This window comes from Streptomyces sp. NPDC047706 (genome assembly GCF_043204795.1).
Lineage (GTDB): Bacteria > Actinomycetota > Actinomycetes > Streptomycetales > Streptomycetaceae > Streptomyces.
On sequence record NZ_JBIDCW010000005.1, the window covers coordinates 273,114 to 299,270 of the forward strand.

General features: G+C 71.9%; 28 protein-coding genes and 2 pseudogenes. 14 read left to right on the forward strand and 16 right to left on the reverse strand.

The window, feature by feature from the left end; translation table 11 throughout:
• Positions 1–274, forward strand: a pseudogene (locus ACGF8A_RS08515) (ATP-dependent helicase); the annotation flags it as partial.
• Positions 275–438: 164 nt separating this feature from the next.
• Positions 439–1,314, forward strand: coding sequence for an alpha/beta fold hydrolase (locus tag ACGF8A_RS08520; protein WP_393105597.1), 876 nt, complete (start codon positions 439–441; stop codon positions 1,312–1,314).
• A 112-nt stretch (positions 1,315–1,426) separates the two neighbouring features.
• On the opposite strand, the gene ACGF8A_RS08525 is transcribed toward ACGF8A_RS08520, so the two are convergent.
• On the reverse strand, positions 1,427–2,332 hold the full coding sequence (locus tag ACGF8A_RS08525; protein ID WP_393105599.1) for an NYN domain-containing protein: 906 nt from the start codon (positions 2,330–2,332) through the stop codon (positions 1,427–1,429).
• A gap of 209 nt (positions 2,333–2,541) precedes the next feature.
• On the opposite strand from ACGF8A_RS08525, the gene ACGF8A_RS08530 reads away from it, so the two are divergent.
• Positions 2,542–2,694 carry a hypothetical protein gene (locus ACGF8A_RS08530; RefSeq protein WP_393105601.1) on the forward strand — a complete coding sequence of 51 codons (153 nt, stop codon included), beginning with the start codon at positions 2,542–2,544 and terminating at the stop codon, positions 2,692–2,694.
• A gap of 113 nt (positions 2,695–2,807) precedes the next feature.
• Here the strand turns inward: ACGF8A_RS08530 and ACGF8A_RS08535 are convergent, their stop codons facing one another.
• From ACGF8A_RS08535 to ACGF8A_RS08545, 3 genes are all read right to left on the reverse strand, one after another.
• Positions 2,808–3,413 (reverse strand): MarC family protein, encoded by a 606-nt coding sequence (locus ACGF8A_RS08535; RefSeq protein ID WP_393105602.1) that lies wholly within the window; start codon positions 3,411–3,413, stop codon positions 2,808–2,810.
• A 55-nt stretch (positions 3,414–3,468) separates the two neighbouring features.
• On the reverse strand, positions 3,469–4,326 hold the full coding sequence (locus tag ACGF8A_RS08540) for a PHP domain-containing protein (RefSeq protein WP_393105604.1): 858 nt from the start codon (positions 4,324–4,326) through the stop codon (positions 3,469–3,471).
• Between the two features lie 132 nt (positions 4,327–4,458).
• Complete coding sequence (locus ACGF8A_RS08545) at positions 4,459–5,100, reverse strand: DUF6758 family protein (RefSeq protein WP_393105606.1); 642 nt, start codon at positions 5,098–5,100, stop codon at positions 4,459–4,461.
• 152 nt (positions 5,101–5,252) lie between these two features.
• Here ACGF8A_RS08545 and ACGF8A_RS08550 point away from each other — a divergent pair.
• A pseudogene (locus ACGF8A_RS08550) lies at positions 5,253–5,541 on the forward strand (MFS transporter); the annotation flags it as partial.
• A 43-nt stretch (positions 5,542–5,584) separates the two neighbouring features.
• Here the strand turns inward: ACGF8A_RS08550 and ACGF8A_RS08555 are convergent.
• Complete coding sequence (locus tag ACGF8A_RS08555) at positions 5,585–6,169, reverse strand: suppressor of fused domain protein (protein WP_393105607.1); 585 nt, start codon at positions 6,167–6,169, stop codon at positions 5,585–5,587.
• A gap of 504 nt (positions 6,170–6,673) precedes the next feature.
• On the opposite strand from ACGF8A_RS08555, the gene ACGF8A_RS08560 reads away from it, so the two are divergent.
• Together ACGF8A_RS08560 and ACGF8A_RS08565 are read left to right on the forward strand one after the other, a co-directional pair.
• Entirely contained in the window at positions 6,674–7,789 is a 1,116-nt protein-coding gene (locus ACGF8A_RS08560) for a magnesium and cobalt transport protein CorA (protein ID WP_393105609.1), read from the forward strand.
• Positions 7,790–7,811: 22 nt separating this feature from the next.
• Complete coding sequence (locus ACGF8A_RS08565; RefSeq protein WP_393105611.1) at positions 7,812–8,330, forward strand: hypothetical protein; 519 nt, start codon at positions 7,812–7,814, stop codon at positions 8,328–8,330.
• A 46-nt stretch (positions 8,331–8,376) separates the two neighbouring features.
• Here the strand turns inward: ACGF8A_RS08565 and ACGF8A_RS08570 are convergent, their stop codons facing one another.
• Entirely contained in the window at positions 8,377–9,141 is a 765-nt protein-coding gene (locus tag ACGF8A_RS08570; RefSeq protein WP_393105613.1) for a hypothetical protein, read from the reverse strand.
• Between the two features lie 202 nt (positions 9,142–9,343).
• Between ACGF8A_RS08570 and ACGF8A_RS08575 the strand changes: the two genes are divergently transcribed.
• From ACGF8A_RS08575 to ACGF8A_RS08585, 3 genes are read left to right on the forward strand one after another with little or no spacing between them, the layout of a single operon-like run.
• Positions 9,344–10,633, forward strand: a complete 1,290-nt coding sequence (locus tag ACGF8A_RS08575) for a magnesium transporter MgtE N-terminal domain-containing protein (protein WP_393105615.1) — start codon at positions 9,344–9,346, stop codon at positions 10,631–10,633.
• Positions 10,623–11,237 (forward strand): DUF1003 domain-containing protein, encoded by a 615-nt coding sequence (locus ACGF8A_RS08580; RefSeq protein WP_393105617.1) that lies wholly within the window; start codon positions 10,623–10,625, stop codon positions 11,235–11,237. Before ACGF8A_RS08575 ends, ACGF8A_RS08580 begins: the two co-directional genes overlap by 11 nt.
• 43 nt (positions 11,238–11,280) lie before the next feature.
• On the forward strand, positions 11,281–12,414 hold the full coding sequence (locus ACGF8A_RS08585; RefSeq protein ID WP_393105619.1) for an Mrp/NBP35 family ATP-binding protein: 1,134 nt from the start codon (positions 11,281–11,283) through the stop codon (positions 12,412–12,414).
• A 134-nt stretch (positions 12,415–12,548) separates the two neighbouring features.
• Here the strand turns inward: ACGF8A_RS08585 and ACGF8A_RS08590 are convergent, their stop codons facing one another.
• The 5 genes from ACGF8A_RS08590 to sigE form a co-directional block, all read right to left on the reverse strand.
• On the reverse strand, positions 12,549–13,208 hold the full coding sequence (locus tag ACGF8A_RS08590; protein WP_393105621.1) for a hypothetical protein: 660 nt from the start codon (positions 13,206–13,208) through the stop codon (positions 12,549–12,551).
• A gap of 256 nt (positions 13,209–13,464) precedes the next feature.
• Positions 13,465–13,884: a sec-independent translocase gene (locus ACGF8A_RS08595; protein WP_393105623.1), complete on the reverse strand. Its 420-nt coding sequence runs from the start codon at positions 13,882–13,884 to the stop codon at positions 13,465–13,467.
• A 164-nt stretch (positions 13,885–14,048) separates the two neighbouring features.
• Positions 14,049–16,055 carry a S1C family serine protease gene (locus tag ACGF8A_RS08600; RefSeq protein WP_393105625.1) on the reverse strand — a complete coding sequence of 669 codons (2,007 nt, stop codon included), beginning with the start codon at positions 16,053–16,055 and terminating at the stop codon, positions 14,049–14,051.
• 136 nt (positions 16,056–16,191) lie between these two features.
• The gene (locus ACGF8A_RS08605; protein ID WP_393105627.1) at positions 16,192–17,127 is read right to left on the reverse strand and encodes a zf-HC2 domain-containing protein; all 936 of its coding nucleotides are present in this window, start codon (positions 17,125–17,127) and stop codon (positions 16,192–16,194) included.
• A complete protein-coding gene (gene sigE / locus ACGF8A_RS08610; RefSeq protein WP_393105728.1) occupies positions 17,124–17,825 on the reverse strand; it encodes an RNA polymerase sigma factor SigE in 702 nt (233 codons plus the stop codon). Before sigE ends, ACGF8A_RS08605 begins: the two co-directional genes overlap by 4 nt.
• 235 nt (positions 17,826–18,060) lie before the next feature.
• Between sigE and ACGF8A_RS08615 the strand changes: the two genes are divergently transcribed.
• Entirely contained in the window at positions 18,061–18,759 is a 699-nt protein-coding gene (locus ACGF8A_RS08615) for an O-methyltransferase (protein ID WP_393105730.1), read from the forward strand.
• Between the two features lie 98 nt (positions 18,760–18,857).
• Here ACGF8A_RS08615 and ACGF8A_RS08620 read toward each other — a convergent pair whose 3' ends face one another.
• Positions 18,858–19,025, reverse strand: coding sequence for a DUF3117 domain-containing protein (locus ACGF8A_RS08620; protein WP_003966491.1), 168 nt, complete (start codon positions 19,023–19,025; stop codon positions 18,858–18,860).
• 380 nt (positions 19,026–19,405) lie between these two features.
• On the opposite strand from ACGF8A_RS08620, the gene ACGF8A_RS08625 reads away from it, so the two are divergent.
• Positions 19,406–20,209 (forward strand): enoyl-CoA hydratase/isomerase family protein, encoded by an 804-nt coding sequence (locus tag ACGF8A_RS08625; RefSeq protein ID WP_393105629.1) that lies wholly within the window; start codon positions 19,406–19,408, stop codon positions 20,207–20,209.
• Between the two features lie 15 nt (positions 20,210–20,224).
• On the opposite strand, the gene ACGF8A_RS08630 is transcribed toward ACGF8A_RS08625, so the two are convergent.
• Together ACGF8A_RS08630 and ACGF8A_RS08635 are read right to left on the reverse strand one after the other, a co-directional pair.
• On the reverse strand, positions 20,225–20,812 hold the full coding sequence (locus ACGF8A_RS08630; RefSeq protein ID WP_393105631.1) for a DNA-3-methyladenine glycosylase I: 588 nt from the start codon (positions 20,810–20,812) through the stop codon (positions 20,225–20,227).
• Positions 20,809–21,162 (reverse strand): DivIVA domain-containing protein, encoded by a 354-nt coding sequence (locus tag ACGF8A_RS08635; RefSeq protein ID WP_393105633.1) that lies wholly within the window; start codon positions 21,160–21,162, stop codon positions 20,809–20,811. The genes ACGF8A_RS08630 and ACGF8A_RS08635 overlap by 4 nt, the downstream gene beginning before the upstream one ends.
• 155 nt (positions 21,163–21,317) lie before the next feature.
• Here ACGF8A_RS08635 and folP point away from each other — a divergent pair, with 155 nt between their 5' ends.
• Positions 21,318–22,178 carry a dihydropteroate synthase gene (gene folP / locus ACGF8A_RS08640; protein WP_393105635.1) on the forward strand — a complete coding sequence of 287 codons (861 nt, stop codon included), beginning with the start codon at positions 21,318–21,320 and terminating at the stop codon, positions 22,176–22,178.
• A 138-nt stretch (positions 22,179–22,316) separates the two neighbouring features.
• Here the strand turns inward: folP and ACGF8A_RS08645 are convergent, their stop codons facing one another.
• Both ACGF8A_RS08645 and dapE read right to left on the reverse strand, forming a co-directional pair.
• Entirely contained in the window at positions 22,317–23,075 is a 759-nt protein-coding gene (locus ACGF8A_RS08645) for a TIGR00730 family Rossman fold protein (protein WP_393105637.1), read from the reverse strand.
• Positions 23,076–23,203: 128 nt separating this feature from the next.
• Positions 23,204–24,283 (reverse strand): succinyl-diaminopimelate desuccinylase, encoded by a 1,080-nt coding sequence (dapE, locus tag ACGF8A_RS08650; RefSeq protein ID WP_393105639.1) that lies wholly within the window; start codon positions 24,281–24,283, stop codon positions 23,204–23,206.
• Between the two features lie 83 nt (positions 24,284–24,366).
• Here dapE and ACGF8A_RS08655 point away from each other — a divergent pair, with 83 nt between their 5' ends.
• Both ACGF8A_RS08655 and ACGF8A_RS08660 read left to right on the forward strand, forming a co-directional pair.
• Positions 24,367–25,338, forward strand: coding sequence for a heavy metal transporter (locus ACGF8A_RS08655; RefSeq protein ID WP_393105641.1), 972 nt, complete (start codon positions 24,367–24,369; stop codon positions 25,336–25,338).
• 343 nt (positions 25,339–25,681) lie between these two features.
• The gene (locus tag ACGF8A_RS08660; RefSeq protein ID WP_393105643.1) at positions 25,682–26,128 is read left to right on the forward strand and encodes an ATP-binding protein; all 447 of its coding nucleotides are present in this window, start codon (positions 25,682–25,684) and stop codon (positions 26,126–26,128) included.
• Positions 26,129–26,157: the final 29 nt, after the last annotated feature.

Sequence of the window (26,157 nt, forward strand, 5' to 3'; positions counted from 1 at the left end):
GGCGACCGCCGCCCCCGAAACGGCCGCCACCACCGAGGACACCGAGGCCAAGCCCAAGCGCACCCGCAAGACGGCGGCCGCCACGGCCGAAACCGCCGTGGACACCGCCGAAGGCGCGGAAGCCAAGCCCAAGCGCACCCGCACGCGGAAGGCGACCGCCCCCGCCCCGGAGGCGGCCGCCGAGATCCCGGCGCAGGCCACGCAGGAGCCTCAGGCCAAGCCTCGCCGCCGCACCCGCAAGGCCACGGCCACCGCGGAGGCAGCGGACAGCTGAGCACGGCAGCCTGACGGCCCGGTCCACTTCCCGTGGGACCGGGCCGTCGGCGTTCCGGCAGGCGGCGCACGCGGCGGCCGGCCGCACCCGGTGCCCGTGCCCCCATCTGCGGTGCCCACCGGCGCCGTTCCTCCCCGCACACCCTCACCCGTTACCCTCACCCCGTGACCACCCCCGCCGCCCACACCCCGCCCCCCGGAGCCCGCGCCTACCCCCTGCACACGGCACGCGGTGACTTCGCGGTCGTGGACGTGCCCGTCGCCCCCGGCGTCGGGCCACGCGGCACGGCTCTGCTGATCCCCGGCTTCACCGGCAGCAAGGAGGACTTCCGCCTGATGCAGGGGCCGCTCGCGGCGCGCGGGTACCGCACGGTGGCCGTGGACGGGCGCGGACAGTTCGAGTCGGACGGTCCGGAGCACGACGAAACGGCCTACGCCCAGCCGGAGTTGGCGCGCGACGTGCTGGCACAGGCAGCGGCCCTGGGCACTCCGCTGCATCTTCTCGGGCACTCTCTGGGTGGCCAGATCACCCGGGCCGCGGTGCTCCTGGACCACTCCCCCTTCGTCTCGCTCACCCTCATGTCCTCGGGCCCGGCGCAGATCTCGGTCTCCCAGCAGCAGCGCGTGAAGCTGTTGCGGGACGCGCTCGCCGTGATGTCGATGGCCGAGGTCTGGGAGGTGATCCAGTCGATGGGCGCACCGGAGGAGGTCGGCGGACCCGCTCGCGGCATCGGCGGCCCCGAACTCCTGCGCCGCCGCTGGCTGGGCAACAAGCCCGCACAACTCAGCGCCACCGGCCGCCAGTTGTCCACCGAGCCGGACCGCGTAACCGAACTCGCCGCCGTGCCACTGCCGTTCCACGTCCTCTCAGGGGTGCGGGACGACACCTGGCCGCTGCCGCTCCTGGACGACATGGCCCTACGACTGCACGCGCACCGCACGGTCGTCGAGGACGCCGAACACTCGCCGAACGCGGAGCAGCCCCTCCCGACGGCCCAGGCGATCGCCGACTTCTGGGACACGGCCCACACTTCCAGCTAGCTCCCACCCTTTGGGACACGACCAGCACCACGAGCCCGACCCCAGCTACTGAAACACGACCCACACCACGAGCCGGCTCGTGGCACACGCCCTCTCCGCGCCCCTGCCTGCCTCAGTACTGCGTCCGCAGGTGCTCCCAGAATCCGTCCCGCAGCGCCCGCCGCAGATCCGCCTGGCCCCGTAGCGAGTACTGCAGCAGACCCTCGGCCTCCACCAGGAGATCCTGGTCCACCGACCCGGGCAGATAAGGATGTCCGGGCAGCAGCTCGACCAGCGACTCCCGCCCCCGCGCCGCCAGCCACTTCGCCGCGATCTGCGCGCCGACGAAGCGCACGTCCTCGCGGGCGGGCCGGGCGGCGGCGGCCGGCTCGTAGGCGGCGGCCGTGCGGCGGGAGACGTACGGCTTGAAGAAGTCGAGGTCGAGGGTGCGCTGGCTGTCGACCTCCCACAGCAGCGGCTCCGCCTGATTGCGGCCCTCGGGCGCCTCGATACCCCACAGGTGTACCCGCGCCCCGTACCCCTGCGCCGCCTCGACCGCCGAGACCAGGTCCTCGTCACCGCCGAGCAGTGCGGCGTCGCTGATGGCGCGGTGCCGGGCGAGGGACTCCAGATCGGTGCGGATCAGTGAGTCGACGCCCTTCTGCTGGTTGTTGGCGTTGAGGTTGCCGAGGCGCACCTTGACGTCGGGCAGTTCGGCGATGGATTGCTGCTCGCTGGTGTGGATACGGCGCCGGGCGCCGTCGTACCAGTAGACCCGCAGCAGCCGGCTGTCCGCGAAGATCTGGCGGGCCTTGTCGATGAGCGCCTCGATCAGACCTTCGGCGTCCAGGTCGAAGGCGCGCCGGTCCTCGGTCCCGGCGACCAACCGGCCCGCGGCCGCGTAGAGATACCCCGCGTCGACGAAGATGGCGTGGGTCGAGGGCGTCTTCGCCACCTCGGCGAGCATGCGCTGAAGCAGCTCGTTCGTGCGGTCGATACGGGCGGACAGGGCCGCGAGGTCGTCGTTCATTGCTTCCATTGTCCCGTTGGTCACGCTGCGAACACAACTGGTCCCGGTTAGTCTCAAGAGAGCTGCTTACCGTTCAGTAATTAGTCGTTCGAAAAATTTCGTTAGCGTAGGGAATGTTTGTAACCCACAGGCCGTTGCATACGTATGGACCGGAGGCACCCCGCCTCCAGGCCCCCAGTAGTTCTCCTCAGGAGGATGACCAGACGAAGGGAGAAGCCATGCGCTTCGAGATCATGCGACTCGACGACGTGGACGGCACGCCCGTGGACACGACCGTCGTGGACGCCGCCTCCGTCAATCGGATCGTTCAGCAGGCCGCCGCCACAGGGCAGCGACTCTGGATCCGCCCGGCCGAGACCACGGCCTCGTAACAGCGGATCCCACCCCCAAGCTTCAGGGCCCCGTACGGACACACCGTACGGGGCCCTGCCGTGCCGGAACCCGCCGATCCCCCCCTCCCCGGCCCCCGGCCCCCGGCAGGGGTTCAGCTCCCCTGGATCACCTGCGTGACCCCGTTGATGATCTGCTGCACGGCGATCGCGGACAGCATCATGCCCGCGAGCCGGGTCACCAGCACCACACCGCCGTCCTTGATGACGCGGATGATCAGCAGCGAGTACCGCATGACCAGCCACAGCACGACATGGATGGCGAGGATCGCGGCCCACACCGACACCTGGAGGCCGATGCCGTCCGCCTTCTGCACGGCAAGGATGACCGACACGATCGCACCGGGTCCGGCCAGCAGCGGCATACCGAGGGGTACGAGGGCGACATTGACGTCCTTGGTCTGCTTCGGCTCGTCGGTCTTGCCCGTGAGCAGGTCGAGCGCGATCAGCAGGAGCAGCAACCCACCGGCGATCATCAGCGCCGGTACGGAGACGTGCAGGTAGTCGAGGATCTGATGCCCCAGCACCCCGAACACGGTGATCACGCCACCGGCGACGCAGACGGCCTGGAAGGCCATCCGCCGCTGCACCTTGGCGGGCCGCCCGGCGGTCAGACCGAGGAAGATCGGGGTGATCCCGGGGGGATCCATGATGACGAAAAGGGTGAGGAAGAGAGAACCGAAGACAGCGAGGTCGAACATGACGGAGCTACAGGCCTTGCGATGAGATGCCGGAGGTGAGCGTGGGGTGGTGCGCTCAGGCTCCGCCGGCGCCCGGCACCGGGAACGCGCCCGTCGCCCGCCGGGTGATCTCCCCGTACACCTCGGGGTCGGTCACATACTCGCCGAGCGTGACCGTCTTGCGGCTGCCGTGGTAGTCGCTGGACCCGGTGACCAGCAGCCCGAGCTCTTTGGCCAGCCCGCGCAGCCGCGCCCGGGTGTCCGGGTCGTGGTCCATGTGGTCGACCTCGATGCCGTCGAGCCCGGCGGCGGCCAGCTCGGCGATCGCCGACTCCGGCACCGTACGCCCGCGCTTGGCGGCCCCCGGATGCGCGAACACGGCGACTCCGCCCGCGCCCTTGATCAGCCGGATCGCCTCGAAGGGATCGGTCTCGTGCTTCTCGACGTAGGCCCGTCCGCCGTCGGCCAGCCAGTCCTGCGTGAAGGCGTCGCCCACGCTCGCCACGATGTCCAGCTCGACCAGCGCGGAGGCCACATGCGGCCGTCCCACCGACCCCTCGCCGGCGATCCGGGCGACCTGCTCCCAGGTGACCGGCACGCCCAGCTCGTTCAGCTTGGCGATCATGCCCTTGGCCCGCGGCACCCGGTCGTCGCGCACCAGCTCCCGCTCGGCGAGCAGCGCGGGCTCCTCGGCGTCGAAGAGGTAGGCCAGCATGTGCATGCCGATACCGTCGACGCGGCAGGACAGCTCGGCTCCGGTGACCAGCGTGAGCCCCTCGGGCAGCGCCTCGATCGCCTCGGCGTAGCCCCGGGTCGTGTCGTGATCGGTGAGCCCGACGACGTCCAGCCCGGCAGCGGCGGCGTTCCGCACCAGCTCGGCGGGGGTGTCCGTCCCGTCGGACGCGGTGGAGTGGGTGTGCAGGTCTATTCGCACGACACGGGCTCCAGGCGGTCACCGAACGGAAGGGACACCTAAGGATAGCCGGTAGTCCTGTATGCCTATGTCACACCCGCAACCGGCGAGCGCCCCCTACATGCCGGACGAGTGACGAGGGCGGACCACCCTCTACGGCTGCAGCAGGCGCGGCGACAACGCGCCGCACGGCACCAGCTCGACCTCCGCACCCGCGTCCCGCACATCCGCGAGCACCAGCTCGTCGTACATCAGCAACCCGGACTGCTCGGGCCACACCACGGCCCACAGCCACAGCCCGCGGGCCTCCCCCGCGAACACCGCGCGGTCGTCCGGCGCCCCGGTCACGTGCCACAGCGGCGTCGGCCGCCCCGCGGCGAGCACCTTGGCCTGGGGCGGCTTCTCGACGTTCATGTACGGCCCCGGGTCGGGTCCGTCGATCCCCGCATAGCGTGCTCCGAGACCGACGCCGAGTTCCTCGGCGACCAGGATCAGCTCACCGATGCCGCCCAGCGGCCCGGGTCCCGAGCAGGCCACCGCGGTGGCGCGACCGCCGCTGCGGTCGTCACCGGCGCAGGCCACGCCCGTGAAGAGCCAGCCGACCGGCAGGGGCCACGGCATCCACACCGGCACCTGCGTCCGAGCCACCACGACCCCGAGGGCCTCGACGCTGGGCGGGATCACGGGCTGGAGCGGATGCACCGTGCCGTGCACATCGCACTGCCAGGTATCGGCGAAGAGTCCGGGGGCCCTGACCCGGCCACCACACTTCGGGCAACTGGGTTCGCCCCTCATAGGGCCCCACGGTCCTACCCCTTCTTCGCCACGTCAAGGACGATCACCCGTCCGGGCGGCAGCATCACCCCGAACTATTAGATGTAACTTACATTAATTTACATCTGCACGTTCTTCACCGCGCCGGCCCTTCACACCGTTCGTGCTGGAACGGCGTGAACGACACAGTCTCCACAGAGCCGGCGCTCGGGGTGTCGGACGCGCCGCGGCCTGGCGAGTGCGGGCTGCGCCTTCGTGCGGTGGTTCGCGACGGCGGCGCCGTTCCTCGCGCCGAAGATCGAGGAGTGGAGCGGTGTGCGCATGCCGTTCGTGGTGGCGGCGGTCACCGCGGCGCTGGGCGCGGCCGTGGTCGCCGTACGGCGCGGGGCGCCGACTGCGCGGGCGGACGAGCTCCCGGTGCGGCACGCCCCCGGGGTCAATGTGGGGGTCTTCGCCAACTGACGGCTCACGAAAGGGCTTTGGTGAGCTTCCTCACGCCCTTCGCTCAGTCCAGCGGCACCGACCTGCGCGACGGGTCGCGCAGGTCGGTGCCACTGGTGAGCCAGCGCTCCTGGAGCACCTGGGCCCCGTGGACGCGCTTGAAGGCGGCCTCGTTCGGGGTCATGGGGAGCAGCGGCAGGAAGCGGACCGGGTCGAGGGGCTCGTCCAGTTCCAGGTCCTCGACCAGGCCGCCCGGCTCGGCGACCAGGACCGAGGTGAACGGCGCCCCGGGCCACAGTGGTTCGCCGACGTCCAAAGAGGCGCCGGGCGCCACGACCACGCCCTCGACCTGCGGGGACGCCGCGAGGACGGCGAGCGGGCGGAGCACCTTGTCGGTCTCGGCGAGCCCGGACCGCACGGAGAGGACCAGCTCGGCGCGCGGGCCCTTGACCGGGTCGGCGAGGACCGCGGTGGGGTCCGCCATGGGCTGCGCGGACATGCCGAGCGTGGCGTAGCGGACGATGTCCCCCTCCTGGAAACGCAGCACCTCCACGCGGTCGGTACCGAGGAAGGTGACCGCGGCGCGCGCGTCCGGTTCGCCGAGCGCGGAGCGCAACCTGGCCTCGACCAGCGGGAGAACATCAGCCATGGGGCGAGCATAGAACTCGTCAGTACCAGGCGAAGCAGCGCCTTGACACTTCGGTCTGCTGATACTCTTGCCCGGTGGTTCGGGGCAGCACGCAGAAGCGTCGCGATCAAGTCCCGACGCCGACGACACTCCCTTACGAGGGACCGGCCGGAGGAGGTGGGGCTGCAATGGACCGAAGTCGACCGTGCAGTACCACCCGCTCTTCCGGCCGCTGACGTTGCTCTGGCTCCAGCCTGCCGCCACCTCTCGCATGCGCACCTCCTGCGGTGTCCGCGGAAGAGCACTTCGTCTCGTCCTGCCTCTGCCTGATCTGTATGACCCGCATCAGCAGCTGAACCAGTAGCGAAGTTCGCCACCGCGACGGTGCGGTGCTCCCCGCTTTGTGGACGTGCCAAACATCCTTCCCCTGCCCGCTGGGCGGGGATCCCCGCAGGACGTCCTCATTCCGGGCAGTTCCACCCGGCGCCCACGGCCTCTCGCTGCTCGCCCGCGAAGGAGCCCGCCATGTCGATGATCCGTGACCTCCGTGCCGCGGTCCGCACGCCGCGTCCCGCACTGCGCAAGGACACCGGGGCGTACGACACGACCCGCGACCCCCAGACCACCACCGCCGTCGTCGACTGCGCCGTCTACCGCGACGGCGCCCGCGTCGAGACCCCGGGCCCGCTCACCCCGCACGAGGCGATGCGCCGGGTGCGGCGTGACGGCGGTTTCGTGTGGATCGGGCTGCACGAGCCCACGGAATCCGAATTCGCCGGTATCGCCGGTGAGTTCGGGCTGCACCCGCTGGCGGTCGAGGACGCCGTGCAGGCCCACCAGCGGCCGAAGCTGGAGCGCTACGACGACTCCCTGTTCACCGTCTTCAAGACCATCCACTACGTCGAGCACGACGAACTCACCGCCAACAGCCAGGTCGTCGAGACCGGCGAGGTGATGTGCTTCACCGGGCGGGACTTCTTCATCACCGTCCGGCACGGGGGCCAGGGCTCGCTGCGGGCGCTGCGGCACCGGCTCCAGGACGACCCCGAGCTGCTCGCCAGTGGCCCCTCGGCGGTGCTGCACGCCATCGCCGACCACGTCGTCGACGGCTACATCGCGGTGGCCGACGCCGTGCAGGACGACATCGACGAGGTGGAGACCGAGGTGTTCTCGCCGGGCCGCAAGGGCACGCCGCGGGGTACCGACGCCGGGCGGATCTACCAGCTCAAGCGGGAGGTCATGGAGTTCAGGCGGGCGGTGCAGCCGTTGATGCGTCCGCTGCAACTGCTGAGCGAGCGGCCGATGCGGCTGATCGACCCCGACATCCAGAAGTACTTCCGCGACGTCGCCGACCACCTCGCCCGGGTGCAGGAGCAGGTCACCGGCTTCGACGAGCTGCTCAACTCCATCCTCCAGGCAAACCTCGCGCAGGCGTCCGTCGCGCAGAACGAGGACATGCGCAAGATCACGTCCTGGGCCGCCATCATCGCCGTACCGACCATGGTGTGCGGCGTGTACGGGATGAACTTCGACCACATGCCCGAGCTGCGCTGGAAGTTCGGCTACCCGATGGTGCTCGGCATCACGGCGATGATCTGCCTCGGCATCCACCGCACGCTGAAGCGCAACGGCTGGCTGTGAGCGGCCTCGCTAGGCTGCTCCCATGACTAGCGAACGGCTCGGCCAGGCCCTCGTCGAGGAGGCCACGAAGAAGTCCGGCCTCATCTGGGTGCGGGGTGCCGGGGCTCCGGCCGCGCGTGCGCTGTGGCACGTGTGGCACGAGGGTGCCGCCTGCGTGGTCGGCGACGGGCCCGGCGAGCAGCCGCTGCCGGGGCTGACCGACGGTGGCACGGCCGAGGTGACCGTGCGCAGCAAGGACAAGGGCGGTCGGCTGGTGTCCTGGACGGCGCGAGTGGTCGAACTGCCGTCCGGCTCCGAGCAGTGGGAGGCGGCCGTCGGCGAACTCAAGGGCAAGCGCCTGAACGCGCCCGACGGTGAGGCGATGCCCGCGCGGTGGGCCCGGGAGTGCCGTGTGGTGCGCCTGGAGCCGACCGGTGCGACCGCGCCACTGCCGGACGGCTCGCTGGCCGAGGCGCCGCTGCCGACGCCGGTGACGACGCGTGAGCCGATCCCCGCAGGGCTGCCGCGCCTGCTCTTCCGGAAGAAGCGCGGGCGCTCCTGACGCCCAGGCGGTCCGCGACGGGCGCACGCGCGGACGCTGCCGGTACCTACGACGTCGGCAGCTGCTGGCCGTAGTCCACCGTCCTGTCCTTGGCGGGCTGCTCGAGGGCGAAGTCCTCGCCCCAGTCGGAGAAGGTGAGGGTGCCCGCGCCGCCCGCGCGGACCAGGCGCAGCGGGTAGGGCCGGCCCTCCAGGGAGACGTCCAGCGTGCCGCCGGCGCCCTTGTCCCCGGTGATGCGGACGGTGCGCACTCCGGCCTCCTCGTGACGGCCGTCCGTCGCGAGGGCGCCGTGCAGGGTCAACAGGCCGCCGAGCAGGACATCCTTGTCGGTGAATCCGCTGAACCGCTTGTACGAGGGGTCGCCCTCCGGCACCTTCACGAACTTGCCGTCGAGCTTGTCGGCCGCGGCGGCGTCGGACGTGCCGCCCTCGCCGTCACCCTCGCCCTCGCCGTTGCTCCAGAACTCCGCGTCCGCCATCAGGAACAGCTTCTCGCCGACCCGCAGCAGCTGGAAGGTAGCCCCCTCCGCGCTCACCGACCCGGTGCCACCGTCCGCCTTCAGGCGCATGTCCAGCTTGTACGTGCTCCCGCCCGCGACCACCGTGCCCGACAACCGCACGGCCCTCGCGGACTCGGCCGCCGCACGGGTCGTGGCCTGGATCTTCTCGGCGGGCAGCTTGCCCACACCGTTCGTGCCCGCGTCCGGGTCCTCGCTGCCACACCCGGTCAGCCCCGTCCCCGCCACAGCCAGTGCGCACATCGCGCTCACCAGTGCGGTCCGGCGCGTACGGCCCTGGCGCATCGCAGTCACAGGTGGTGCTGCCTTTCTGACGTCGGTCCTTCAGCGGCGTAACGCAGCGTACCGGGGTGCCGGGCGGCCGGCGGAGCCAGTCCGTCCGGACCGCTCACCAGGGCGGATCCGATCGGGACGGGCTAGCCTGAAGGCCATCCGAGCGAGCAGTTCAGCACAAGCGGAGCAAACGCCACGCACGGCAGGAAAAGGAGGCGCAGCCATGGCCGCGGGCGCCCCCCGGATCTTCGTCTCGCACCTCTCCGGCACCGCCGTCTTCGACCCGAACGGCGACCAGGTGGGGCGGGTGCGCGATCTGGTCGTCATGCTGCGGGTCGGCAGCAAGCCTCCGCGGCTGCTCGGGCTGGTGGTCGAACTCACCACACGGCGCCGGATCTTCCTGCCCATGACCCGGGTCACCGGCGTCGAGTCCGGACAGGTCATCACCACCGGCGTGCTCAACGTCCGCCGTTTCGAACAGCGCCCCACCGAGCGGCTGGTGTTCGGCGAACTGCTCGACAAGAGCGTCACACTCGTCGAGACCGGTGAGCAGGTCACCGTCCTCGACCTCGCGGTGCAGCAGCTGCCGGCCCGCAGGGACTGGGAGATCGACCGCGTCTTCGTCCGCAAGGGGAAGAAGGGCAGCGCCTTCCGGCGGGCCAAGGGCGAGACGCTGACCGTCGAATGGTCCGGCGTCACCGGCTTCTCCCTGGAGGAGCACGGGCAGGGCGCCGAGAGCCTCCTCGCCACCTTCGAGCAGCTGCGCCCCGCCGACCTCGCCAACGTCCTGCACCATCTGTCGGCGAAGCGGCGTGCCGAGGTCGCCGCCGCCCTCGACGACGACCGGCTGGCAGACGTGCTCGAACAGCTCCCCGAGGACGATCAGATCGAGATCCTCGGCAAGCTGAAGGAGGAGCGCGCCGCCGATGTGCTGGAGGCGATGGACCCGGACGACGCGGCCGACCTGCTCTCCGAGCTGCCGGAGGAGGAGAAGGAGCGGCTGCTGAGCCTGATGGAGCCGGCCGACGCGGCCGACATGCGGCGCCTGATGGCCTACGAGGAGCACACCGCGGGTGGTCTGATGACCACCGAGCCGATCGTGCTGCGCCCCGACGCCACCGTCGCCGAGGCCCTCGCCCGGGTCCGCAACCGCGACCTCTCCCCCGCCCTCGCCGCCCAGATCTACGTCTGCCGCCCGCCCGACGAGACGCCGACCGGCAAGTACCTCGGCACCGTCCACTTCCAGCGGCTGCTGCGCGACCCGCCGTACACGCTGGTCAGCTCGATCCTCGACGACGACCTGCAGCCCCTCGCGCCGGGCGCCGCACTGCCCCTGGTGGCCGGGTTCTTCGCGACGTACGACATGGTCTCGGCGCCCGTCGTCGACGAGTCCGGGTCGCTGCTCGGCGCGGTGACCGTGGACGACGTGCTGGACCACATGCTGCCCGAGGACTGGCGGGAGTCCGAGTTCGAGCTGGACGAGGGCGAGGGGGTGAGCGCCCATGGCTCCTGAGCGCGAGCCGGCGCGGCGCGAGGCGGGCCGCGACCTCGTCCGGGACCGGATGCCCGCCGGCGCCACGGCGACCACGCGCCCGCGCGCCCGGCTCGACCAGCCTCGCCCCCGGCGGCCCCGGATCCTGCCCGAATGGGACCCGGAGGCGTTCGGGAAGCTGTCTGAGCGGATCGCCCGCTTCATCGGCACCGGGCGTTTCCTGGTCTGGATGACGGTCGTCATCGTGGTGTGGCTGCTGTGGAACGTGTCCGCACCGGCGCCGCTGCGCTTCGACGAGTACCCGTTCATCTTCCTGACCCTGATGCTCTCGCTCCAGGCCTCCTACGCCGCCCCGCTGATCCTGCTCGCGCAGAACCGGCAGGACGACCGCGACCGGGTCAACCTCGAACAGGACCGCAAGCAGAACGAGCGGTCGATCGCTGACACCGAGTACCTGACGCGGGAGATCGCGGCCCTGCGGATCGGGCTCGGCGAGGTGGCCACCCGGGACTGGATCCGCTCCGAGTTGCAGGACATGGTCAGGGACATTCAGGACGGGCACCCGGACGGTCAGCGCGTATTCCCGGCAGAACGGTCGGGGCCGCGTGACGTAGACGACCGCTGACGGGCTTTCCGCAGCGCCTGTGCGGCGCCGTACCATCGTCCTTATGGCTACGGAAGACGCGGTGCGCGAGGCACTGGCGACGGTGAACGACCCCGAGATCAACCGGCCCATCACCGAACTCGGGATGGTCAAGTCGGTGGAGATCGGCACTGACGGATCGGTCGCGGTCACCGTGTACCTCACGGTCTCGGGCTGCCCGATGCGCGACACGATCACGCAGCGCGTGACCGAGGCGGTCTCCCGGGTCGACGGCGTCACCCGCGTCGGCGTCACGCTCGACGTGATGAGCGACGAGCAGCGCAAGGAGCTGGCGAACGCCCTGCGCGGCGGCCAGGCCGAGCGCGAGGTCCCCTTCGCCAAGCCCGGCTCGCTGACGCGCGTGTACGCGGTGGCCTCCGGCAAGGGCGGCGTCGGCAAGTCGTCCGTCACGGTCAACCTGGCGGCGGCGATGGCGGCCGACGGCCTGAAGGTCGGGGTCGTCGACGCCGACATCTACGGCCACAGCGTGCCGCGCATGCTGGGCGCCGACGGGCGGCCCACCCAGGTCGAGAACATGATCATGCCGCCGTCCGCGAACGGCGTGAAGGTCATCTCCATCGGCATGTTCACGCCGGGCAACGCCCCGGTCGTCTGGCGCGGCCCGATGCTGCACCGCGCGCTCCAGCAGTTCCTGGCGGACGTGTACTGGGGCGACCTCGACGTCCTGCTCCTGGACCTGCCGCCCGGCACCGGCGACATCGCGATCTCCGTGGCCCAGCTGGTCCCGAACGCCGAGATCCTGGTCGTGACGACCCCGCAGCAGGCGGCGGCCGAGGTGGCGGAGCGGGCCGGCTCCATCGCCGTACAGACCCACCAGAAGATCGTCGGCGTCGTCGAGAACATGTCCGGCCTGCCCTGCCCGCACTGCGGCGAGATGGTCGACGTCTTCGGCACGGGCGGCGGCCAGGTGGTCGCCGACGGCCTGACCCGCACCACGGGTACGAACGTCCCGGTCCTCGGCAGCATCCCCATCGACGTCCGCCTCCGCGAGGGCGGCGACGAGGGCAAGCCCGTCGTCCTGACCGACCCGGACTCCCCGGCGGGCGCCGCCCTGCGCTCGATCGCGGGCAAGCTCGGCGGCCGTCAGCGGGGCCTGTCGGGCATGTCGCTGGGCATCACGCCGCGCAACAAGTTCTAGACACGCGCACGGGTGCGGGGCCTTCCGGGGCGCGGGGAACCTCCGACCACACCTGCGACGACCGGCTCCGGCCCCGCGGCGAGAGGGCGCCCCACACCGGCGGCGCCCCCTCTCACGCGTGGTCGGCGATGGCGTTACGCGTAGTCGGTGATGTCCTTGATCACCGCGAAACCCAGCCCGTACGCGCTCATGCCCCGGCCGTACGCACCCAGGTGAAGGCCCTCCTGCGTCGACCCGGCCAGCACCCACCCGAACTCGGACTCACGGTAGTGGAACGGGCTGGGGACGCCGTCGACGGGAAGGGACAGCGTCGACCACTCCGACCCGGCGAGGTCGTCGGCCAGCGCCCACGCGGTCTCCGTCTGCTGCTCCAGCCAGTGGTCACGCAGGCTGTGGTCCATCTGCCCGGGCCAGGTGAAGGACAGCAGTCCCACACCCGCGAGCCAGGCGGCCGAGGAGACCGACGTGGCCTCCAGCAGCCCCGTGCCGTCGGCACTGCGCCGCACGGGGTTCGCGGCGACGGTCACCACGACCGCGAACCGCTCCCGTTCCTCGGCGACACCTTCGGCACGCACCGAGGGCTCGTCGCCGTGCCCGATCGAACCGTGCTCCACGGCACCGTCCGCCGTCATGCCCACCTGCATCAGCCAGCGCGGGCCCGTGAACGCCTCGTCGAGGCCGTACCACGGGAAGGGCGCACGCAGGTAGCCGTCGACCGTACGCCGGGCGGAGGGGACCTGTTGTCCGCCCTCCGCGGCCGGCGCCTGCGCGACTGCCCGACTCGTCGTCTCCATGTGCCCGGACGCCTCCTCGCTCTCGTCGGATCGAACGGCCCGCCCCCCTTCGGGCGTACTCGTCCGGTCCGCACAACAACTCGGCAGCATATCCACACCTCTGCGGGCAGCCGGGAATGCGCCCGGCGCGTGGGTCGCGCGGACGACGCGTTCAAGCCCTTGAAGGGTGGACCGAGAACGAGCGACACGCGCGCTCACGGCGAGGTGGCGCGCGGAAGAAGGCGGCCGGCAGGCGCGAGCGGGCGGTCCGCAGCCGTCAGGTGGCGTCCGCGTCGAAGGGCGGGCGGTCGTCGGGCTTCTTCGTCATGTCGACGCGGGCACCGGCGGAACCGGGGGCGGCGGGCGGCTCGGCGTCGCGGCTGTGCACGGCGTCCGTGACCTCGGCCATCTCCTTCTTCAGGTCGAAGCCGTTGCGGATCTCCTTCAGCCCCAGGTCCTCGTTGTCCAGCTGCTTGCGGATGAAGGTCTTGGGGTTGAGGTCCTCGAACTCGAAGTCCTTGAACTCCGGGCCCAGTTCCTGCCGGATGTCCTGCTTGGCGCTCTCCGAGAACTCACGGATCTTCCGGACCGTGCTCATCACGTCCTGGATGACTTTCGGGAGCTTGTCCGGACCGAACACGAGCACGGCGAGGACGACGAGCGTCACCAGCTCCAGCGGTCCTATGTCATTGAACACCTGAAAGCTCCTTGCGATGTCCCGGGCCGGATCCACGGTACCCGCCGATCCCGTCCGACCGGTACCGTCCCGGGCGCCACACGTGCGGGTAAGTGAGCGTTTTTCCGGTTGTTTGCCTTGTGGGCGTGGGCCGCCGTCCGGTCTGTGAGATTGTTCGCGTCCGCTCAGTCTCCGGCGGAGGAGCCGAGCACCAGCGAGATCGTCCGTTCGGCGCCGTCCCGCCGCAGGGTCAGCTCCAGCCGGTCACCGGGGCGGTGGGCACGGGTCTTGACGATCAGTTCCTCACCGGAGTGGATCCGCTGGCCGTCGACCGCGGTGATCACGTCGCCGGGCTTGATCCCGGCCCTGGCGCCGGGGCCGCCCGGGGTGACCGGTTCGCCGCCGTCGCTGCCCTGCGTGCCGACGCGTGCGCCGTCGCCGGTGTAGTCCATGTCGAGGGTGACGCCGATGACAGGGTGGGTGGCCCGGCCGGTGTTGATCAGTTCTTCGGCGACGCGTTTGCCCTGGTTGACCGGTATGGCGAAGCCGAGCCCGATGGAGCCGGACCGACCGCCCTCCGGGTCGCCGCCGCCGTCCGCGGAGCGGATGGCGGAGTTGATGCCGATCACCCGGGCCCGGGCGTCGAGGAGGGGGCCGCCGGAGTTTCCCGGGTTGATGGGGGCGTCGGTCTGGAGGGCGTCGACATAGGAGACGTCGCTGGCGCCGCCGCCCTCACCGCCCGCCGTGATGGGTCGCTCCTTGGCGCTGATGATGCCGGAGGTGACCGTACCCGCCAGGTCGAAGGGGGCGCCGATGGCGACGACCGGATCGCCGACCTGGACGTTGTCGGAATTGCCGAGAGGCAGGGGCTCCAGGCCACTGACGCCGCGGACGCGGACGACCGCCAGGTCGTAGCCCCCGTCGCGCCCGACGACCTCGGCCTTCGCGGTCTCACCGCTGTGGAAGGTGACGGTTATGTCCCCGTCCTCGCCCGCGGGGTCGACGACGTGGTTGTTGGTGAGGATGTGGCCCCGGCCGTCGAGCACGAAGCCGGTGCCGGTGCCGGTGCCTGCCTCACCGGAGCCGCCGCTGACGTGCAGGGTGACCACGCTGGGCAGGGCCCGCGCGGCGATCCCGGCCACACTGTCGGCGTCCCGCCCGGCGTCCTCCTGCCCGGCCTGCTCCAGCTCGACCTGCCCGAACCCACCGTTGCGCTCCAGATAGGCGCCGACGACCCCGCCGATGCCGCCGGACACGAGGGCGAGGAGCAGGGTGCCGACGACGAGCATCTTGCGCCCGCGCCTGCGCCGCTGCTGGTCGGTGAGCACCGCGGCACCCGTCTGCTGGAGCGGGGCGGTCTGCAGCCCGCCGCCGACGGTCCCGCCCGCCCAGGGGTCGTAGCGGTGCCAGGGGCCGGGCGCGGCGGAGGGCGGGCTGCCGGCGGGGGTGCCGTCGGACGCAGGCGGTGCGGGGGCGGCGGGGGCGGGCAGTACGGGTACCGCGGCACCGGGAGCGGCCTCAGAGGACACAGGGGCGGGCGGCACGAGTACCGCGGCAGCGGCAGCGGCAGCGGCCTGAGCGGGCATCGGGGCGGGCGCCGGGCCCCCCGGAGCCGGGAGCGCAGGTGCGGAGGCGGGCGCCGGGCCCCCCGGAGCCGGCGCCGGAGCCGACGCGGGAGCCGGCGCCGGCGCCGGCAGCGCGAACCCTGGTACGGCCTGAGCGGGATTCGGGATCACTGGTGCGGGGGTCGGAGCAGCCGGGCCCGGAGAAGCCGGAGCGTGAGGCGGACCGGCCAGGCCCGGGACACCCGGAGCGGCAGCCGGAGCAGGGCCGGCCTCAGCGCCCGGACCCGGCACCCCGTGCGGTGGCGTCACGGGGGCCGCAACCGGCGCCGCCGTCGCCGTACCCTGCGCCGGCGTGGCCGCCGGATGCTGCACCGGTGGGGCGGGCGCCCAGGGGCCCGGCTCGCCGTAGGGCGGGGTGCTGTAGGGGTCGGGATCGTGGAGCGGCTTGGGATCCGCGACGGCGGGCGGGGCGGCCGGGGCGTCGGGCCGCGTGTCGGACGCGGCGATGTCGCCCGGCGGCACCTCGTCCCGCGGCGCCCCCGGCGTCTTCGCGGGTGCGTCCTCCGGGCGCCTCAGTTCGAAGTCGCCCTCCCCCTTGCCCGGCGTCGGCGTGGTGCCCTCGTTCATGCTCTCCCCACAGCTGGCCGCGGCCCGGCTCGTCCTCGGTGTGGCCGCAGTTCGTGAATTCCGCGCCGGACGCCTTGGCGCGGGCGCGGTTCACCTGGGATTCAACCAGGTTCGCACGTCGCGGCGCAGGGAACGGTCAGCGGGGTGTGACGGTGGAGGACGTGGACGGATTGGCGATCCCGCCGGTGACAGGCGCCGTGAGCAGGCCGGGCGTGGTCACCTCCGGTGCCGTCGACCACGTGGTGAGCGTGATCGGCGGAGGCGCCACCAGGGGGCGTATCAGCGGCGACATCGCGGCCGCACCGGCCACCATGGGCGCCGTGAGGGCGTGCGCGGGCTGGGAGGCCACCCCGGGCAGCAGGGGTGCGGACATCTCCGTCGGGGCCGCCGGCGTCTCCCCGAGCGTCCGTCCACCCTGGATCTGCGCGAGCAGCGGGCCGGACCCGCGGCGCCGCTGGCTCTCGGGTGTCGTCGCCGTCCCCGCCCCCGGACGCGCGGGTGTCACGTTGCTTCCCGAGCCGCTCCGGGTCTCGGTGTCGCCCGGCGTGCCGGTGGTGACGCCGCCCAGCGCGATCGCCGCTAGGGACACCGCCCCGGCGGCCACGAACGCGAACCTGCGCCCGCGCGAGGCCGCCGCCCGCTCGGCCTCGCTGCGGCCGACGTCGTGGATCCGGAAGCCACGCTGCGCGGAGGCGGGCAGGACGGACGCGTGCGCGGCCGTGGGGACGTACTCGAAGTCGAAGCGCTCGCCGCGCCGCATGCCGAAGACGCCTGCGCCGAAGCCCTCCCCCGCCGATCGCACACCAGCGTCGGGACCGCCTCCGCCGGGCAGCCCCTGGAGGCGGGCCAGGAAACTCTCCGAGGGCGGCGGCGGTGCGGCCTCCGCGAAGACGTTCTTCAGCCGTCGCTGGGCGTCGACCTCCGCCTTGCACTTCGGGCAGGTCGCCACGTGCGCCAGCACACGCTCACGCGTGTCGTGACCCAGCTCGCCGTCCACCAGGGCGGCGAGTCGGTCTCCCAGGTGCTGCTCTGCGAGGCGCTCCTCGGCAGCCGTCGGACGTGTGCCACTCACGCGGACGCGCCTCCTCCCCCCAGAGCGGGCACGCGGGGCACGAAGGAGCGACGCTCGGCGCGCGCCTCCGGGGACCGGTGCGCCAGGGCCTTGCGCAGCTGGGAGCGGCCACGGTGGATCCGGGACCGGACCGTGCCGAGCTTGACGCCGAGGGTCGCGGCGATCTCCTCGTACGACAGTCCTTCGATGTCGCACAGGACGACCGCGGCGCGGAACTCGGGTGCGAGGGTGTCGAGGGCCTGCTGGACGTCCGCGTCGAAGTGCGCGTCGTTGAAGACCTGCTGCGGGGACGGCTCGCGGCTGGGCAGCCGCTCGGCCGCGTCCTCGCCGAGGGCGTCGAAGCGGATGCGCTGCTTGCGGCGGACCATGTCCAGGAAGAGGTTCGTGGTGATGCGGTGCAGCCAGCCCTCGAACGTCCCCGGCGAGTACGTCGACAGGGAGCGGAAGACACGGACGAAGACCTCCTGCGTGAGGTCCTCCGCGTCGTGCTGGTTACCGGTGAGGCGGTACGCCAGCCGGTAGACACGACCGCTGTGGGTGCTGACGATCTCCTCCCAGGTGGGCGGAGTCCACGCCTGCCCGTCCGCGTCGGTGGAGAACGTCGCGGTCCGGTCGTGGTCAGCGGCGTGGCTGTGGTCAGCAGCGGTGTCGTTCACGGATTTCGGCCTGCCCGCCGACCCGAGGAGGCGCCTCAGCACCCCTGTGCGGTCCACAGGCGCAGCCGCACCTCCCCTGTCAGCTCTGGTGGTGTCCAGTGGAGCCCCTACCATAGCCACCTCGCCCGTTAGCTCCCCATAAGCGGTTTTACGAGAAATTGATCTGTGCTGATACGGCTCATGCGGCTGCGTCAGCACTTGCTCGGCGCCCCGCCCGTCGTCGTGATCCAACCGTGTCCCCCGCCGTCGTCTCCCACCCCTCTTAACGCCCGGTCCCATCTGCGGGTTCCCGACGCCAACGGATACAGTCACGCCCAGGCAACCACGGGGACAGGAGAGGGTCATTACCGGCAACCGGCTGACGAGCTGGGCGTTCGCCGACGCCTTTGTCGCCGAGGACGACGCGCTGCACTGGGCCCGCGACCGGGCCCGGGACGCAGGGCTGCGCTCGGTCTCGCCCGGCACGGGCGCCGCGCTGCGGTTGCTGGCCGCCTCCGTGGATGCCAAGGCGGTCGCCGAGATCGGCACCGGCACCGGTGTCTCCGGGATCCATCTGCTGCACGGCATGCGCGCGGACGGCGTGCTGACCACCGTCGACCCCGAGCCGGAGCACCAGCAGTTCGCCCGGCAGGCCTTTCGCGCCTGCGGGTTCGCCAGCAACCGGGCCCGGTTCATCCCCGGCCGCGCCCTGGAGGTGCTGCCCCGGCTGGCGGACGCCGGATACGACCTCGTCTTCTGCGACGGTGACCGGCTGGAGGTGCTGGACTACCTCGCTGAATCGTTGCGCCTGCTGCGTCCGGGCGGTCTGGTGGTCTTCGAGGGCGTCTTCGCCAACGGGCGCACGGTGGATTCGGGTCCGCAGCCGACGGAGGTGCTGCGGCTGCGCGAGTTGCTGCGCGCGGTGCGCGAGAGCCAGGAGCTGGTGCCGTCGCTGCTGCCGGTGGGAGACGGGCTGCTGTGCGCCGTCAAGCGGTGAGCACGGTGGCGGTGAGCACGGTGCCCGACCGGCGCAAACAGCGGCCCCGGCACCGGATGCGGTGCCGGGGCGACTGAAAGGGTATGGTCGCCTGCGGGTCAGCCCACGACCTTCTTGAGGGCGTCGCCGAGCGCGTCGGCCTCGTCCGGGGTCAGCTCGACGACGAGCCGACCGCCGCCTTCGAGCGGAACGCGCATGACGATGCCCCGCCCCTCCTTGGTCACCTCGAGCGGGCCGTCACCCGTCCGCGGCTTCATGGCCGCCATGCTCGTTCCCCTTCCTGAAAACCAGCTCATCGTCAAGGCCGACGGCGCCCGCTGATGGGCACGCGCGGTCCGTGAAACAAGACACGCGACACCGGCATCGAACACATTGCTTCCAAGCCATTATCCCGCATCTCACGACCCGATGACCAACATCGGTCGGCATCGCTTGGGCAACGCGCGCGAGCAAAACCACTCAATTCGGCGATGTGGCTGCGATACTGCGCAGCCGCACGGACTTCCGCCGGCCGGAAACCGGGCCGAATTCTTTGACGCAGCTCACACGGACGCCGGGGGCCGTTCTCCGTGATCTCCGCCATGCTGTCCTCAGAAGGGACGTACCGGCCGGTACGCCCGAGCCGCCGAACCGGAGGGGATACGCCATGGCCGACACCGTGCTCTACGAGGTGAACGACGGGCTCGCGACGATCACGCTGAACCGCCCCGAGGCGATGAACGCGCTGAACATCGAGGCCAAGGTCGCCCTCCGGGACGCGGTGCGAGCCGCGGCGGCCGACGACGCCGTCCGGGCGGTGCTGCTGACGGCGGCCGGGGACCGGGCGTTCTGCGTGGGCCAGGACCTCAAGGAGCACATCGGGCTGCTGGCCGCCGACCGGGAGGAGGGCGACGGGCGGACGATGAGCACCGTGCGTGAGCACTACAACCCGATCGTGCGGGCGCTGACCGACATGGCGAAGCCCGTGGTGGCGGGCGTGAACGGGGTGGCCGCGGGCGCGGGCTTCGGTTTCGCGCTCGCCACCGACTACCGGGTGGTGGCGGACACGGCGGCCTTCAACACCTCGTTCGCGGGCGTCGCGCTGACCGCCGACTCCGGTGTGTCCTGGACGCTGCCGCGCGTGGTGGGCCCCGGGCGCGCCACCGACCTGCTGCTCTTCCCGCGCAGCGTCAAGGCGCAGGAGGCGTACGAGCTGGGCATCGCGAACCGGGTCGTGCCGGCGGCTGAGCTGCGCGGGGAGGCCGAGCAGGTGGCCCGCCTGCTGGCCGAGGGGCCGACGGTCGCGTACGCGGCGCTCAAGGAGGCCGTGGCGTACGGGTTCTCCCACTCGCTGGCCGAGACGCTGGAGAAGGAGGACGAGCTGCAGTCGCGGGCGGGGGCGTCGGAGGACCACAGGATCGCGGTCCAGGCGTTCGTGAACAAGGAGAAGCCGAAGTACCTCGGGCGCTGAGCCGGCCCGCCCCGGTCAGCCGACGCGGCGTGCGACGCAGTCCGCCAGGTGGTCGTCGACCAGGCCGCACGCCTGCATCAGCGCGTACGCCGTCGTCGGCCCCACGAAGCGCAGGCCCCGCTTCTTCAGGTCCTTGGACAGGGCCGTCGACTCCGGGGTGACGGCGGGGACGTCGGCGAGGGTCTTGGGGACCGGGCGGGTGTCCGGGTCGGGAGCGTGCGACCAGATCAGCGCGTCCAGCTCGCCCGGCGCCCACCGCGCCAGCGCGCGGGCGTTGCCGAGGGTGGCGTCGATCTTCGCGCGGTTGCGGATGATGCGGACGTCGGCGAGGAGGCGTTCGCGGTCGTCGTCCGTGAAGGCGGCGACCTGCGCGATCTCGAAGTCGGCGAAGGCGGCGCGGAAGCCGGGGCGGCGGCGCAGGATGGTGATCCAGGACAGCCCGGACTGGAATGCCTCCAGGGACAGCCGCTCGAACAGCGCGTCGTCACCGTGGACCGGGCGGCCCCACTCCTCGTCGTGGTACGTCACGTAGTCCGGGGTGGACAGGGCCCAGGGACAGCGCCGCACGCCGTCCGGGCCGGGCAGGGCGGTCCCGTCGCTCATCGCGGGCCCTCTTCCCGGCCGGGCTTGTCCAGGGGGGCATGGGCCGTGGCCCGGGCGCCTGCCAGGGCGGACTCCAGGTCGGCGATCCGGGCGTCCCGCTCGGCGAGCTCGGCGCCGACGCGGTTCAGGGCGTCGTCGACGTCGGCCATGCGGTAGCCACGGACGGCGAGGGGGAAGCGCAGGGCGTCGATGTCCGTGCGGCCGACCGGGCGGTCCAGGGGCAGCGGGTCCTGGAGCCGTTCGGGCGCGACCTCCGGGAGCGGGCCGTGGTCGCCGCCGCCGACCACCGCGAGGGTCACCGCGGCGACCACGACGGCGAGGGCGACGACCAGGAACAAGAACATAACCATCGCTGAGGTCCCCACGCGGAGTGTGGCGGCGTACCCGTGGCGTACGCCGACGTCGGATGTGTCAGGGTCCGATCGTGCCATGCGAGTCTGACAGTTAGGGTCACAGGCGGTCGCACAGGGCCAGGACCAGGACGAACGAGGAGAGGTCGCACGGGATGCTCAGGCTGGGCAGGCGGGAGTTCGACCCGCGCGAGCCGGTGGTCATGGCCATCGTGAACCGGACCCCGGACTCCTTCTACGACCAGGGGGCCACCTTCCGCGACGAGCCGGCGCTCGCCCGGGTGGAGCAGGCGGTGGCGGAGGGGGCCGCGATCATCGACATCGGCGGGGTCAAGGCGGGGCCCGGCGAGGAGGTGACCGCGCAGGAGGAGGCACGCCGGACGGTCGGGTTCGTGGCGGAGGTGCGGCGGCGGTTCCCGGACGTGATCATCAGCGTGGACACCTGGCGGCACGACGTCGGGGAGGCCGTCTGCGAGGCCGGGGCCGACCTGCTGAACGACGCGTGGGGCGGGGTGGACCCGCGGCTCGCGGAGGTCGCCGCGCGGTACCGGGTGGGGCTCGTGTGCACGCATGCCGGCGGGGCGCGGCCACGTACGCGGCCCCACCGGGTGCAGTACGACGACGTCATGGCGGACATCCTGCGCGTCACGCTCGGGCTGGCCGAGCGGGCGGTGTCGCTGGGGGTGCCCAGGGAGTCCGTGATGATCGACCCCGGGCACGACTTCGGGAAGAACACCCGGCACAGCCTGGAGGCGACCCGGCGGCTCGGGGAGATGGTCGGGACCGGGTGGCCGGTGCTGGTGTCGCTGTCCAACAAGGACTTCGTCGGGGAGAGCCTGGACAAGCCGGTGAAGGAGCGGGTGATCGGGACGCTGGCCACGACGGCGGTGTCCGCGTGGCTGGGGGCGCAGGTGTACCGGGTGCATGAGGTGGCGGAGACCCGGCAGGTGCTGGAGATGGTTTCGGCGATCGCGGGGTGGAGTGACCCGGCGGTGGCACGTCGCGGGCTGGCCTGACGCGCTCACCCACCCGCACGACCGCCCCGGCCGGGAGGCGAGCGCCCCTGGGGCTTGGCCCCGGCCCGGCGCGGGGGTCCGGGAGCGCCGGCCCCGGAGCGCCGCCCACGCCGGTCAGCCGGGAACGGCTCGGCCTTCCTAGCGGCCCGCCTCCTTCGACACCAGCGCCACCGCCTCGTCCACGTCGTCCGTGACGTGGAACAGCTGGAGGTCCTTCTCCGCCGCCTTGCCCTGGGCCACGACGGTGTGGCGGAGCCAGTCGACCAGGCCGCCCCAGTAGTCGGTGCCGAACAGGACGATGGGGAAGCGGGTGACCTTCTGGGTCTGGACCAGCGTCAGGGCCTCGAAGAGCTCGTCCAGGGTGCCCATGCCGCCGGGCAGGACCACGAAGCCCTGCGCGTACTTGACGAACATCATCTTGCGGACGAAGAAGTACCGGAAGTTCAGGCCGATGTCGACATACGGGTTCAGGCCCTGCTCGAACGGCAGCTCGATACCGAGGCCGACCGAGATGCCGCCCGCCTCGACCGCGCCCTTGTTGGCCGACTCCATCGCCCCGGGGCCGCCGCCGGTGATGACCGCGAAGCCCGCCTCCACGAGGCCGCGGCCCAGACGGACGCCGATGTCGTACTCGGCGGACTCCACCGGCGTACGGGCGGAGCCGAACACGCTGATCGCGGGCGGGAGTTCGGCGAGCGTGCCGAAGCCCTCGATGAACTCCGACTGGATGCGAAGGACACGCCACGGGTCGGTGTGGACCCAGTCCGACGGCCCGCCCGCGTCCAGCAGGCGCTGGTCCGTCGTGCTAGCCGTCACCTGGCTCCGCCGCCGGAGGACCGGGCCGAGCCGCTGCTCCTCCGGCGGCTGCCGCTTTCCCTCAGGACTGCCGGTGACCATGTGCGCTCCCTCCGCTTGCGGGGTGTTTCCACCTCAGCGTAGATCCACGCCGGTTACAGAGGGGGGACATGTGAATGTCCGCAGCGAAGCGACCGCGCGGAGAGCCGCTCGCGCCCTTCGCGCGCGTGTCACGCCGTGAGCCAGGCCCGCAGCCGGTCCTCACCCGCGAGGATCTTCGCCGTCTCCACCCGCTCGTCCCGCTTGTGGGCCAGGTGCGGGTTGCCGGGGCCGTAGTTGACCGCCGGGACGCCCAGGGCGCTGAAGCGGGAGACGTCCGTCCAGCCGTACTTGGGCTGCGGGGTGCCGCCCACCGCCTCGATGAAGGCCGCGGCGGCCGGGTGCGACAGGCCGGGCAGCGCGGCCCCGCTGTGGTCGTCCACCACGAAGTCGGTCACGCCGCAGTCCGCGAAGACCTCGCGGACATGGGCGATCGCCTCCTCCTCCGTGCGGTCCGGGGCGTAGCGGAAGTTCACCGTCACCACGCACTCGTCGGGGATGACGTTTCCCGCCACACCCCCCGTGATGCCCACCGCGTTCAGCCCCTCACGGTACTCCAGCCCGTCGACCACCGGGCGGCGGGGCTGGTAGGAGGCGAGCCGGGCCAGGATCGGGGCGGCACCGTGGATCGCGTTGGAGCCCATCCAGCCGCGCGCCGAGTGGGCGCGCTCGCCCTTCGTCTTCAGCAGGACGCGCAGGGTGCCCTGGCAGCCGCCCTCGACCTGGCCGTCGGACGGCTCCAGCAGCACCGCGAAGTCGCCCTGCAGCCACTCGGGGTGCGTCTCGGCGATGTGCTTGAGGCCGTTGAGGTCGGCGGCGACCTCCTCGTTGTCGTAGAAGACGAAGGTGAGGTCGCGGTTGGGGGCCGGGACCGTGGCCGCGATGCGCAGCTGCACCGCGACGCCGGCCTTCATGTCGCAGGTGCCGCACCCCCACAGCACGCCGTCCTCGTCCAGCCGGGACGGCACGTTGCCGGCGATCGGCACCGTGTCGATGTGCCCGGCGAGGATCACCCGCTGCGGCCGGCCCAGGTCCGTGCGGGCCACGACGTTGTTGCCGTACCTGTCGACCGTGAGGTGCGGCAGGGCGCGCAGCGCGTTCTCGATGGCGTCCGCGAAGGGCTTCTCGCTGCCGCTCTCCGACGGGAAGTCGACGAGCTGGGCGGTGAGCCGGGCGGCGTCCAGGGCGAGGTCAAGCGGGGAGTCGGCCATACGCCGACCCTAGCGCCCCCGACCTGGGAGTACTTTCCACAGTCGGCACCAGTCACTCCGTACTCTCCAGTACCTTGTTACGCGTGCCAGAGCCGTCCCCTTCTCCCAAGCGTCGCGGCCGCCTCCTCCGTGCCGGGGCGGCCTTCGTGGTGCTCCTCGCCGTCGCGGGCTATCTCGCGGTGCGGTACGTCACCGGGGGCACCGGTGGCCCGGGATGCAAGGTCGTCTCCGCCGACGGCGACGGGGCGACGTACGAGTTCAGCCCCGAACAGGCCGTCAACGCCGCGACGATCACCGCCGTCGGCACCGCCCGCGGCCTGCCCGAACGGGCCGTCACCATCGCCCTCGCGACAGCCCTGCAGGAGTCCGCGCTGCGCAACATCAGCCACGGCGACCGCGACTCGCTGGGCCTGTTCCAGCAGCGGCCGTCGATGGGCTGGGGCACCGAGGAACAGGTCATGGACCCGATCTACTCGGCCGGCATGTTCTACGACCATCTGGTCAAGGTCCCGGGCTACACCCGGCTGCCGCTCACCGTGGCCGCCCAGCGCGTGCAGCGCAGCGGCTTCCCGCAGGCGTACGCCAAGCACGAGCCGGACGCCACCCTGCTCGCCGCCGCCCTCACCGGCCGCGCGGCGGCCACGCTGACCTGCGCGGGCCGGCCCGGGGCAACCCCGACCGCCGGTCCGGACGCGGTGCGCTCGGCGCTCGTACGGGACTTCGGGCGGGAAGCCGTGCAGCAGGCCGGCGCCGAGGTCGGCGCCGCCACGCCGACGCCCACACCGACCCTGGTCACCGAGACCAGCGGGCGGACGGTGACCGTGCCGGTCGCCGAGGACACGGGCGGGCGCAGCGGCGAGGAGCGCGGCTGGCAGTACGCGCACTGGGCCGTGGCCAACGCCTCGGAACTGCACATCGAACGCGTCTCGTACGGCGGACGGGAGTGGGTCGCGGGGCACACCGACAGCCGGTGGTACGCCTCGGCGGGGGACGCGAAGAATACGGACCGGGCAGGCGCCTCTGCCGACGCCGTCCGAATTGTCGCTGCGCAGTAGTACGAGCGATCACTCCGACGGGTTACGTGCGTCCACTGGGGGCGACGGGGTGCTCAGGTTTTCGCGAACTCACTCCCGTAGCCGCCAAATCCCTTGCGGGCACGGGGCCGTAAGGATTCGGCAGACTTTCGGACCGGGTCTTCTTTGCCCGTTTTTATCCGCAGCCGATAATGCGACGCATTGCCAACTCTTTACGTTGGCGTGCCGCAACCTTCGCGGGCTTCGAGCGGTAGTCACTGCGTCCGAGCCCGGAGAGCGAGACCGAAGGACGCGACCGAGATCGCGGGGTCAGCTTCCGGGCACGGCTGGACACTTCACCGTTCTCTCCCGTCGAAGGAGCATCATGTCCCTCCCCCTGACCCGCCGGATCGCCCGTGCCGCGCTGCTCGTCGCAGCGGGAGCGGCTGCCGGGGTCGGTGCGGCCGGCTCCGCCAGCGCGGCCCCCGAACTGCCCGCCACCGGAAACCTGGGTGGCCTGACCGCCCTGGACACGGCGAACGTCGGCAACACCGTCGACAGCGCGGCGCAGAACGTCACCGGTACCGCCGGCGACACCGGCAGCAAGGCGGTCAAGAAGGCGGTGCCGGCCGCGGGCAAGACCGGTGGCCAGGTCGCGAAGAAGGCGACGCCGGTGGTCCAGAAGGTCGCGGGTGACACCGCCGGTGCCGCCGGTGCCGTCGTGGGTGACGCCGCGTCCGCCGCGACCACGGGCGGACTGGCGACGGACGGGCTGACCAGGGGCGGGCTGCCGACGACGTCGCTGCCCACCAAGGGGCTGCCGATCGGCTGAGCGCCGGGCGCTTGAGGCGGAGGGGTCCA